Origin of the sequence: Streptomyces sp. NPDC002564, assembly GCF_042889645.1 — a bacterium.
In the GTDB taxonomy this organism is placed as follows: domain Bacteria; phylum Actinomycetota; class Actinomycetes; order Streptomycetales; family Streptomycetaceae; genus Streptomyces.
This window is the reverse complement of the sequence record NZ_JBIARE010000009.1, coordinates 302,264-313,333: the sequence shown is the minus strand read 5'-3', so window position 1 is coordinate 313,333 and position 11,070 is coordinate 302,264. Positions and strand designations below refer to the sequence as shown.

9 protein-coding genes are annotated in these 11,070 nt (G+C 72.7%); 3 read left to right on the top strand and 6 right to left on the bottom strand.

Translation table 11 applies throughout. The annotated features are described in order from the left end of the window. Positions 1-91: 91 nt before the first annotated feature. Together ACFYXE_RS29540 and ACFYXE_RS29535 are read right to left on the bottom strand one after the other, a co-directional pair. Entirely contained in the window at positions 92-421 is a 330-nt protein-coding gene (locus ACFYXE_RS29540; protein WP_361181271.1) for an STAS domain-containing protein, read from the bottom strand. Between the two features lie 498 nt (positions 422-919). Then, positions 920-2,434: an amidase gene (locus ACFYXE_RS29535; protein ID WP_389317597.1), complete on the bottom strand. Its 1,515-nt coding sequence runs from the start codon at positions 2,432-2,434 to the stop codon at positions 920-922. 151 nt (positions 2,435-2,585) lie between these two features. Between ACFYXE_RS29535 and ACFYXE_RS29530 the strand changes: the two genes are divergently transcribed. Then, positions 2,586-3,197 (top strand): TetR/AcrR family transcriptional regulator, encoded by a 612-nt coding sequence (locus ACFYXE_RS29530; protein WP_389317594.1) that lies wholly within the window; start codon positions 2,586-2,588, stop codon positions 3,195-3,197. Between the two features lie 99 nt (positions 3,198-3,296). Here ACFYXE_RS29530 and ACFYXE_RS29525 read toward each other — a convergent pair whose 3' ends face one another. Then, complete coding sequence (locus ACFYXE_RS29525) at positions 3,297-4,214, bottom strand: trypsin-like serine peptidase (protein WP_389317591.1); 918 nt, start codon at positions 4,212-4,214, stop codon at positions 3,297-3,299. Between the two features lie 208 nt (positions 4,215-4,422). Continuing rightward, the gene (gene fxsT, locus ACFYXE_RS29520; RefSeq protein ID WP_389317588.1) at positions 4,423-8,130 is read right to left on the bottom strand and encodes an FxSxx-COOH system tetratricopeptide repeat protein; all 3,708 of its coding nucleotides are present in this window, start codon (positions 8,128-8,130) and stop codon (positions 4,423-4,425) included. A gap of 148 nt (positions 8,131-8,278) precedes the next feature. Between fxsT and ACFYXE_RS29515 the strand changes: the two genes are divergently transcribed. Beyond that, positions 8,279-8,416, top strand: a complete 138-nt coding sequence (locus ACFYXE_RS29515) for a hypothetical protein (RefSeq protein WP_389317585.1) — start codon at positions 8,279-8,281, stop codon at positions 8,414-8,416. A 196-nt stretch (positions 8,417-8,612) separates the two neighbouring features. Here ACFYXE_RS29515 and ACFYXE_RS29510 read toward each other — a convergent pair whose 3' ends face one another. Further along, a complete protein-coding gene (locus ACFYXE_RS29510) occupies positions 8,613-9,149 on the bottom strand; it encodes an AAA family ATPase (RefSeq protein WP_389317582.1) in 537 nt (178 codons plus the stop codon). A 233-nt stretch (positions 9,150-9,382) separates the two neighbouring features. Here ACFYXE_RS29510 and ACFYXE_RS29505 point away from each other — a divergent pair, with 233 nt between their 5' ends. Further along, positions 9,383-9,937, top strand: a complete 555-nt coding sequence (locus ACFYXE_RS29505; RefSeq protein WP_361178831.1) for a TerB family tellurite resistance protein — start codon at positions 9,383-9,385, stop codon at positions 9,935-9,937. Positions 9,938-10,010: 73 nt separating this feature from the next. On the opposite strand, the gene ACFYXE_RS29500 is transcribed toward ACFYXE_RS29505, so the two are convergent. Continuing rightward, entirely contained in the window at positions 10,011-10,976 is a 966-nt protein-coding gene (locus ACFYXE_RS29500) for a class I SAM-dependent methyltransferase (RefSeq protein WP_389317578.1), read from the bottom strand. Positions 10,977-11,070 lie beyond the last annotated feature (94 nt).

Sequence of the window (11,070 nt, the reverse complement as noted above, 5' to 3'; positions counted from 1 at the left end):
GCCCTCGTACTGGTGGTACGAGGGCGGCCCGGCCGTGCGGCGAGGTGCCGTGCCAGGCGTCGCGGACCCGCGAAGATCGGAGAGACGCCCCCTAGTCCGTGAGGCGGCCCATGCCCAGACAGTGCAGCGTGGCCGCGGAGCGGGGGCAGGCTCCTCGTACGACCAGGGAGCCCTCCACCTCCTTCAGGGCGCGCAGGGTGCCGAAGAAGACGCCCGCGCCTTCCCGCGCCAGATAGGTGACCTCGGACAGATCCACGATGAGGTGACGGCAGCCGTCCTGGACCAGGCGGCTGAGCTGGGCCCGGAGCGAGTCGGCCTCACGTGCGGTGATCTCGCCGCGCAGGGACACGCGGACCAGGCATCCGGCGACGAGCACGCGGCCGATGCCGGCCCGCCGCAGCCCGCGTGCCGATCCCGGCATCCCGAGGCGACGGGTCCTGCGGGATCGCCGCGCTCGCGCGGCGGAGGAGGCGCGATGGGGAGCATGCACGAGAACAGACCTTCCGGCGGTTCACCGCCTGTCGGCCGAACCGGCCGAGAGGTACCACTTTCATATGTCTATACCATGCCGGATCGGTCGCCGCGAGGGCCGGAATCACGTCCCCACCTGCACGATTCCCGATGTCTACGGCATCACCGCAGGCCAGGCGCGCGCGACGGGCACCGCAGCGCCGCCACGTCCCCGTACATTTCCTGCATTGGTCTATACCCATTTCGCCGGCCATGTCCGCGGCGGACGGGAGGGGGTGCCCGTCCGCCGCGGATCGCCTCGCGACGACCGTCAGGGACCGCCGCGGAAGTTCGTGGCCGTCCGAGAGCCAGGATTCCTGGGGGCGTGCTCTCGGACGGCCAGGCCAACCGCGGGACTCAGCGCGGCTCGCCCACTTCCACACCACCCGTCTGCCCCCATCCCGCGCGGCTACGCAACCCGATCGCCCGCGGCATCCTCCTCGGCCCGGGCCGGGGGAATCGCGGCATCCCCGGCCCATATCCGCGGGGTGCGGTCGGCCCACGGGCTCGCCTGTTCGAGCTGACCGGCGAGCCGGAAGAGCAGGTCCTCGCGTCCGTGGCCCGCGGCGAACTGCATGCCGATCGGCAGACCCGTCCGTTCGTCGGGCGTCGCGGGTACGGACATGGCGGGCGTGCCCGCCACATTGAACGGCGCGGTGAACGGCGAGCGGTCGAGGATGTGGCGCAGCCAGCCGTGGCCGTCGAGCGTCTCCGCGCTCCTGGCGTCGGCACCCAGCGGGACGGGGAGTTCCGGCAGGGTCGGCGTGAGCAGCACGTCGTAGGCGCCGAAGAAGCGGGCCAGGCTGCGGGCGACCCGGTTGCGTACGTCCAGCGCCGCGATGAACCGGGGGCCGCTGATCCGCTGTCCGTACCGATGGCCCGCCAGCGTCACGGGTTCGAGGGTCGAGGCGTCGACGGGACGGCCGGAGGCGGCGGCCAGCTGGTCGACCGTGGCGGCGACGTGCGCCGTCCACACCACGGCGTTGGCGGCCACGAAAGCGTCCCAGTCGATCCCGAGGTCGACCTCGGTCTCCGTCACCCGGTGGCCGAGGGATTCGAGCAGGGACACCGTCCGGGAGAGCGCCCCGGCGACGGGCGCACTGGTGCGGCGCCCGCCCCACGCCTCGGCGAGCACCCCGATCCGCAGCGAGCCCGGGTGGCGGACGACTTCTTCCGCGTACGGCCGGGTCGGCCGCTGCGCGACGTAGGGGTCGCCCGGCTCGGGGCCGCTGATCCGGTCGAGCAGGACCGCGCTGTCGCGGACGGTGCGGCTGATGCCGCCCTGGACGGCCAGGCCGCTGAACACCTCGTCGGCGTCGGGGCCCATGGAGACCCGGCCGCGGGTGGGCTTCAGCGCGAAGAGGCCGTTGCAGGCGGCGGGGATGCGCAGCGAACCGGCGGCGTCGGTGCCGTGGGCGACCGGCACCATTCCGGCGGCCACGGCCGCGCCCGCTCCGCCGCTCGACCCGCCCGCGCTCCGCCCCGCGTCCCACGGGTTGCGGGTCGCACCGTGCAGCACCGGCTCCGTCGTGATGCCGTACGCCAACTCCGGTGTCGCGGTACGCCCGATCGTCACGAGGCCCGCGCGGCGGAACCGCGTCATGAGGGCGGAGTCGGCGGGGGCGACGTGGCCCGCCGCGAGTCGGCTGCCCAGTTCCGTCCGCCGTCCCTTCATGGCCACTCCGATGTCCTTGATCAGGAACGGCACCCCGGCGAGCGGCCCACCGCCGGGCCCTGCCCCGTCGCCGGCTCCTGCCCGGTCCTCGCCGCCCTGCCACGTCTCCACGACGGCGTTGACGTGCGGGTTGACCGCATCGACGGCCTCGTGCGCAGCCGCTTCCAGCTCGCCGGGGGTCACCTCGCCCTTAGCCACGAGCTCCGCGAGCCCGACGGCGTCGTATCGCACGTACTCGGTAACTCTCACTGCCACTCCCGGTTGGTTCCAGAGGATGTCGGTACCGGCGCTTCGGTACCGCTCAGTACCTGACGATACCGAACGGTATCGCGTGGGACGGACTGGTACCGTGATGCGGGGTGATCGCCCCCGAACCGACCCCTGACGTCACGGAGCGCTGATGGCATCGACCGCAGGCAGGCCGAGCAGGGTGGCGAAGCTGCCGCCCCGCGAGCGCATCCTCGACGCGGCGGAGGAGCTCTTCCAGCGCGAAGGGATCCGGCGGGTGGGCGTCCAGGCGATCGCGGAGCGCGCCGAGACCACCAAAATGGCGATCTACCGGCATTTCGACACCAAGGACGCGCTGGTCGCGGAGTGGCTCCGGATCGTCGCCGCCGACTACCAGGCGGCCTTCGACCGCGTCGAGGCCGAGCACCCGGGGTGTCCCCGGGAGCAGATCCTGGGCCTAGCCCGCTTCATCGCCGAGGGGCTGCCGGCGGTCTCGTACCGGGGCTGCCCGTTCATCAACTCCCTGGCCGAACTGCCCGATCGCTCACATCCGGCACGGCAGGTGATCGAGCAGCACAAGGCGCTCCAGATGCGCAGGCTGATCGGAATGTGCGCCGCGGCCGGGCTGCCGGACCCCGAACAGGCCGCCGCCGAGATCACGTTCGTACTCGAGGGGGCCCAAGTCAGTACGCAGAACGGCAGCGTCGACCGGGCGGGCGAACGGCTCCTGCGGATCGTCGCGGCGATCGTGGACCGCCGCACGGCGGAGACGGCCGGCCGATAGGCCCAACACAGCGCTGCCCCCGGCCTGTTCGGGCCGGGGGCAGCGACTGCGCCGCGTCAGGAGTGCCTGTCACCGGGACCACGGACACGGGACCGCGCGTCAGGCATTCTGCGCCCGGTCGTACACCTTCTTCGCCGTGCCCTTCCAGACCTCGCCGTACATCTTGGTGGGCTCCAGGGAGTCCAGCGCGCTGTTGACCGAGACCAGCACGCCCTTGCCGGTGGTGGCGTTGAAGTCGGCCAGCCACGGGCCGCCGCTGGACCCCCCGCTCATGTCGCACGGGATGACCTGGCTGCCGTGCTCCTTCTTCGCCGTACCGACACAGCGCAGCAGCTCCTCGCCGAGCTGGGGGCGGGTGGCGGAGTAGCCGAAGGAGGAGATGGCGCCGCCGACGGGCCGGTTGAACGCGACCTGCTGGCCGCCCACGGCGTCGGTGAGCTTCTTGCCGTTCTTGCCGGCGTCGACGACCAGCGCCGCCATGTCGTTGGTCGAGTCCGTCTGCCAGGTGCGCGGAGTCGCCGCCTGCCGCACCGCGAACGCCCCGTACGGCGCTTTGCCCTTGTGATAGGCCGGGACGAACACCATGGAGATGTTGGTGTTGTACGGGGAGGAGCCCCGGCGCACACAGTGGGCCGCGGTCATCACGGCGGACCGGTTGGCGCTCTTCACCGCGGTCGCCGTGCACCAGGTGTCGGCACCGCCGGCGTTGACGAAGAACAGCCGCCCCACCGTCTTGAGCGTGGTGCCGCGCCACGGCTTGGCCTTCGGCCCGGTGGGACCGAGATCGACGGACTTGCCCACCGCCTTCATCCGGGCGGGGGTCCAGTAGGCGAGGGCTTCCTTGCGTTCCTGGGCCTTGAACTTGAGGACGGAGACCGGGTCGGCGGCCGCGCCGGCCTGCCCGGCCGTGGCCGTCGCCGCGACCGGTGCGGCGAGGGCGAGGGCCAGTCCGGCCACGGCGACCCCCGTGGCCCGGCCGCGCAGACGCCGGGGCACGGAAGAGGATGTCTCGGTCACAGCGGTTGTCTCCTTGGCTGGTGCGGGCAGCGGTCGACGCTGTCAGTCCGCACTACAAGAGATCGAACCCGCCCGATCGGTTTCTCTTCGTGCCCGCTGTCGACGTTCTGTGACACGACGGCGGGCGAGGGACCACGAGCCGTCTCGTATCCCGTGCCTCATACGGGCCTCGCGTCCGCTGCCTCACACGGGTCTCGTATCCGCTGCCTCACACGGGAAGCGGATCGAACGTCCACACCGGACGGCTGCGTGCCTGCGCCGCCGCGGTGAGCCGGTGCTGCTCCCCCAGCGTCTCCGTGAGGTCCGCCAGCGCACGGGCCCGCAGCACTGCCGCCTCGTCGCTCTCCCCCGTCGCGTCCAGCTCCACGGCCTCCGCCATCCGCGCCAGGAGCGTCTGCGGATGCCGCGGCCCCAATACGCCGGCCGTATCCCGTGCGGTGGCCTTCGCCAACGCCGAGGACCGTTCGCGACGGCCGTCGTGGCCCAGGTCTCCCGCGAGGTTGTACGCGATGCCGAGCGTCCAGGGATGCGTCGCTCCCAGAGCCCGGGTGGCAAGGCCCAGGGCCTGCTCACCGAGGCTTGCCGCGCCCGCGCCATCTCCGGCCATCCGTAGGGCCACCGCCAGATTCGTCAACGCGCCCGCCACGTGCGGATGGTGGGGACCGCACAGGACGCGGCAGCGCTCCACCACGTCCCGGCACAGCGCCGTGCCGTCCCCGAGGTCGCCGTGCGAGCGCTCGGCCGCCGCGAGACTCGTCGCGGCCCTCAGCGCGAGGGGGGTGTCGGGTCCCAGCAGCTCGTCGGCGGCCAGGCGCACTTCGCGGAGCCTGGTCAGGCCCTCGCCCACCGCGTCGTTGCGCAATTCGCAGAGGGCCAGCTGGTGTTCGGCGCACAAGGTGGCGGGGTTCTCGAAGCCGAGCAGCTCGCGGTGTCCGAGCGTGGCCTGGAGTTGCTGGGCCAGTGCGTTCTCGAAGTGACCGAGCAGCCGCAGATCGAGCGCATGGCGTGCCTCCGCGAGCAAGCTGTCCACGCCCGGGGGTTCGGCGATGCTCCGGTAGCCCTCGATCGCCCGGCGGTCGTGCAGCAGGGCTTCCGAGTACCGCCCGAGCAGGCGCAGGGAATCGGCGACGCCGACGACCGCGCCCAGCGTGCACGGATGGCGCGGCCCGTGCAGGCCCTCACGCCCCTCGCAGGCGGAACGGGACCGGTCCAACGCCTCGTCGTAACGGCCCAGCCCGCGCAGATCCGCTGCCAGGTCGCCCGTGACACCGAGCGGGTCGGCGCACTCGGGGTGCTCTGTCCCACGGAGCCGCGCCTCCTCCTCCCGGTCGCTCTCCAGCGCTCGGCCGTACAGCCCGAGCGCCCGCAGGACTTCGCCGCGGCGGGCCACCAGGACGTGCTCCTGGGGCGGGCCGGCGCCGAGTCTGCTGGTCCAGGCCCGTTCGACGCGCTCGATGAGGTGGAGGGCCGACCAGGACTCACCTCGCAGGTGCAGATAGCGGGCGCAATTGAGGATGAGCCCCGAGTCCTCCGCGACGGCTTCCCCCGGGGCTCCCGACGGCTCCAGGTGCGGCACGAGCTGCGCGTACTGCGGCCATACGCGGACGTTCACGGGATCGCGCGGGTCCGCGGCGACGAGCGCGTGGCGTACCCGGCGCAGGAGCGTCGAACGGTAACCGCCGGCCATGTCGTCGCGGACGACCCGGCGCACGAGCGGGTGCATGCGCAAAGTGGTGCCGGGCAGGTCGTGTGCCTCGTCGTTCTCCTCGCCCGGCTCCACGGCCGCCAGCGAGTGCGCGACGAGCGTTCCGACCATCTCCTGCCAGCGCAGCGAGTCCAGCGACTGGCCGCGCAGGGGTTCGGGAAGGCTCAGCCGGAGCAGCCCCAGCGGCGCCCCGCTGTCCGCGAACAGGACGCAGACGTGCAGGAGGTCGACCGCTTCGGGCGAGGATTCGCGCAGCCTCTTGAGCACGGCTGTCAGGGCCCGGGCGAACGTACTCGGATAGTCACCGGTGGCCTTCAGCGGCGCGCGCTCCCACGAGGTGTCCCGCAGCCGTTCCAGATACTCCGGCACGGCGATCGGCGTGTGATCGAGGTAGGCGAGTGCCTGGGCGATGGCCAGCGGGTGGTCGCCCAGTTCGTCGGCGAGCCGGTCCGCCTGGGCCGGCCTGACCCGGGTGATGCGGCGGCGGATCAGCCGGATGCTCTCCGGACGGTCGAGCGGAAGGACCCGTACGGTCTCCACCTGGTGCTCGGCCCAGTCGCTGTTCTGGGAGGTGATGAGCACGTGGCCCGGGCCGGCTGGCAGGCAGTCGGCGATGTCGGCGGGCCAGTCGGCGCCATCGAGCACGAGCAGCCAGCGACCGTACGGGGTTCCCCGGCGCAACGCCTTGAGCACCCCGTCCAGCCGGTCCCCGCCGCCGTCCACGCCCAGCACCGGCGCGAGCTCCGCGAGGCCGTGGCGGAGCGCGTCCCGCGAAACCGCGGAAACCCACCACACCACGTCGTACTGCGCGGCGAAGCGGTGGGCGTACTCGGCGGCGAACTGGGTCTTGCCGATGGCCGGCATGCCGACGAGGGCGGCTGTCGCCGCGCCCGACGGCGCCTCGTCGAGCCAGTGCCGCAGCTGCCCCAGCTGGGCTCCCCTGCCGGTGAAATGAGGATTGCGGCGCGGTACGGCACCCCATACGGGTGGCGGCTCGGCGGGGTAGCGCGGCGCGCTGGCGCCGGTCCTCACGCCGCCGAGCGCCGGGTCGAGGTGGAGACGCTGCAGCACCCGGCGCTCGTCGTCCGCCGCGCCGACACCGAGCAGTCGTGTGCTCGTCAGCACGGAGGCGAGGTGCGGGAACGCGCGGTCGGTGAGGGTGAAGGCGGCCAGCCGGCCCGTGCGCTCCGCGGGGTCGACGTCGCGCAGCGCGCGGACCCAGCGGTCCTCGCTGTGTCCGCCCGCGAGAACGAATTCGTCACTGAGCAGCAGAATATGGGTGCCGTCGACGACCAGGAGTGCCCGCAGGGCCTCTTCCAGGGGGAGTCCGGTCGGCGGATCCCAGCTCTGGATCGCGGCGTCGTGCCCGATGGTCTCCAGTCGGTGTCTGATCCACACGGCCCAGGGCCGGTCCGGCCCCGCATGGCTGACGGTGAAGCGGCCGGGGGCCACGCCGGACGATGCTTCCGCCTCGACCGCCAGGGACTCCTCCGCCGCGAGCATCTGGTGTTCGAGCGCCTCGCAGCGTCGTTCGGCCTCGACGGCCTGCCGCCGCGCCTGGTCCAGGGCCTGTTGGAGGTGCGCGCTCTCCTCCAGCAGCCGGTCCCGTTCCGCCAGAAGCCGGTCGTGGGCGGTACGCAGCGTCTCCAACTCCCGCCTGTCCTTGCCCTGCTGGACGCTGAAGGAAAGGTGCAGCCGCTGCCGTTCGGCGTCCATCTCGGCCATGCGGTGTTTCTTGCCCAGCAACACCTCCGACAGCGCCTCCACATTCGCCTCGGCGGACTGCAGCCTCCGGTCGGCGTCGACCAGTTGGTCCTTGAGGAGCTGCAGCTCGTAGCCCAGTTTGCTGGTGCGCCGCAGGGCCGACCGCTGCAGGGCCGTCACACGCTCGGTGACCTCGACGGAGACCGGGCGCCGCATGGCGTCGGCGGCGTCGGTCAGCAGCCGCTCGATGAACTCCGCCGGGGCCACCGCCGTACCGTTCAGGTAGCGGGAGACCGTTCCGGGATCATGGTGGGTGCGTACGGCGTAGCGCCGCACGGAGACACGCAGGCCCACGAAGACACCGCGCAGCGCCTCGGCCAGTTCGCGGCACTCGGGCGTCACATGGGCCGGGATCGGCTTCAGCCCGCTCGGGCTCGCCTCGTCCCACGGCGCCGGCACGAGTTCTCCGCGCGCCTCGTCCGCCGACCGCTCCGGTAATCCGTCCACGCTTCCGCCCCCGTCGGTTCGCACCGCGCCGGTCCCCCGTTGCGGCGGCCCGCAACGCGTGCGTACTGCCGCAACACCCGATGCGGCGAGCAGGGTGAAAGCCCCCGGCAGCGACGCCGAACTCACCTACACCAAAGGGACGTCCAGAATGCCACGCCTGAGCCGCAAGAGCCTGGACCCGGAAGAGATCACCAGGAGCTCCGTCCTCACCCTGGCCGCCGCAGGGGTGTCCGGAGCGGTGAGCGCGCTGCTCGCCTGGCTGCTGGACGCGGTCCCCTGGCCGTGAGCGCCCCAACGCACGAGTCCCCGCCCCGTGTTCACGGGGCGGGGACTCGGATGGAGCGCCGGGCAGGCCTTGCACCTGCATTTCCCCGCAGGAAGCGGGGCGTCTTTCCTTGGACCACCGACGCGCGCTCAGCCACCGGGAGTTCCGGCGACCGCTCAAGATCCACTATAGCGCACCGGTGCGGGCCGGGACGCCATCACAGCCCCGGCGTACGGGACAGGATCTCGTCGGCCAGCTCGGCGGGGGTCGACTCGGCGTCCAGGAAGGTCGTGTCGTCGGGCAGCGTGGCCCGCGCCGCCCGGCACGCGACGATCCGCGACTTGCACCACGCACGGACGCGTTCGTCCTGCTCGGGGGCGTCCGGTGTGAAGCTCCGACCGTCGATACGCCGCACCAGCACCTCCTCGGACGCGTCGAGGAAGTAGTGGTGGGAGGCGATCCCCGCTTCCTTCAGGGCGCCGAAGATCTCCGCCACGTACCGCGGTTCGACCAGCGTCATGGGAACGAGCACCGGGCGCCGGTGCTCCTCCACGAGCCCCACGGCCAGGGACGCGACCTGGCGCCGCCACAGCCGCAGGTCCTGGAAGTCGCCGGTCGGGGGCGCCACGATCTCGCGGAGCACGAAGCCGACCGTCTCCGGGTCGAACACCAGGGCTTCCGGACGGCGCTTGCGCACCTCCTCGACCAGGGTGGTCTTTCCGCTGCCGAACGCGCCGTTGATCCAGACGATCACTCACAACTCCCCGTCACCGATGCCCCCCGTGGGCAGGCCTGTCGCCATGACCCCCCGCACCTCGTCGGAGGGCGGGAGCGGGACACCCTGCCAGATCAGGCCCCTTCCGCGCACCTGAGCGCCCCGCCGTCCCGGACGTCGCGCCGTCACGGAACTTCGCGGGGCGGGAAGGCGTTGGCAGGAAGACGCGCGGAGTGCGCGCGGACGATCGACGGGTAGCCGAGGTGGCACGGATGGCGATGTGGGACCGGATCAAGGACCAGGCCAAGGGTCTGCAGCAGCAGTCGCAGGGGGCGCGGAGCTCCGGCGGCCACGGACGGCCGGGATCGGGGTCGGGCTCCGGCGGGTCGAAGGCGCAGCTCGTCGGCGTGCTCAAGTCCCAGCTCACCTCCCTCAAGACGGAGCTCAAGAGCGGCGCCTACCGGGACGCCAGCATGGCCATGTGCGCCCTGGTCGCGGCGGCCGACGGGACGGTCGACCCGGCCGAGCGGCAGCACGTCGAGTCGTTGATCCTGCAGAACGACGTCCTGCAGAACTTCCCGCCCGAGCAGCTGCGCCAGCGGTTCAACAAGCACGTCGACCAGCTGTCGTTCAACTTCCAGCAGGGCAAGACGGAGGTCATGCAGGAGATCGCCAAGGCGGCGAAGAAGCCCGCGGAGGCCAAGGCGGTCGTGCAGACCGGCTTCGTCGTCGCGGGCGCCGACGGGTACATCGCCCCGGCCGAGGAGCAGGTCCTGCGTGAGGCGTGCGCGGCGCTCGGCGTGTCCCCGCAGGAGTTCGGTCTCTGATCCCGCCGCCCCTGCAGCGGGGCAGGCGCCGGGGCCCGCACCTGGTGGTGCGCGCCCCGGCGCGGTGCGTGGGTCAGGCCTTGCGGGCCGCCCACACCGAGCGCTCGGTGCGCACCCGCAGGTCGTCGCGGCGCGCGACGCTCCCCGGTCCGTCCGGGTCGAGCAGCCGGTCCAGGGCGGTCAGGTCGGCGTCCGTCAGCGCGTCCTGCACGCCGCCGCGCATGCGGCGCAGGCTGCTCAGCGCGTAGCGGCCGACCGCCTCGGTGTGCGGCGGGCCGATGTCGACGGTGACGACGCGCTCGTCCTCGACCACGAACCCGGCTTCGGCGAGCTTGGTCCCCCATGCGGCGCCGCGGTAGGGAATGTGCTCGGCGTGATGCCGGTCGAGTGCGGCGTGGCAGCGCTCCTCCAGGCCCGGTGCCTCCTCCGGGGCGCCCTCGGGCAGGAACCGGGGGAAGCCGGCCAGCTCGACGACGGCGAACAGCCCGCCCGGGGCCAGCAGGTCGCGGACCTGGCCAAGGGTGCGGTCGGGGTCGGCCATGTGGTGCATCGAGGCCGAGGCCCAGACCAGGTCCGGTGCGCCGAGCTCGGGCCACGCCGCCGCGTCCAGGTCGGCCTGGACGACGTGCACGCGGTCGGCCGCTCCTGCCGCCGCCGCCTTCTCCCGCAGTCGGTCGAGGTGGACCGCCGAGGAGTCGACGGCCGTGACCCGCGCGTCGGGGAACCGCTCGAGGAGGGCGAGCGTGCCCGCGCCGGTTCCGCACCCCAGGTCGACGATGTGGCGAGGGCCTGACCCGACGGGCAGCCAGGCGGTGATGGAGGCGGTGTGCTCGGCCAGTACCTCCGCGTCCAGGTCGAGGATCTCGGCCTGGTCCTCCAGCCCGTCCTGGTCGTCCGTTCCGGAGCCGTGACCACCGTGCTCGTGGCGGTGCGCGCCGCCGTGGTCGTGGGCAGCGTGCCCGCCGTGGTCGTGGGCGGCGTGCGCGCCATGCGGCGCTGCGGGCGGGGCGGTGTGGTCGGCATGCTCGGCGTGGTTCATGCGCCCCACGCTAAGCGGGCCGTACGCCGGTGACCTGGCCGGACGCAGAACGCGCAAGGCATTGGCCCCCGGTGTTGCGGGACGCGCAAACATC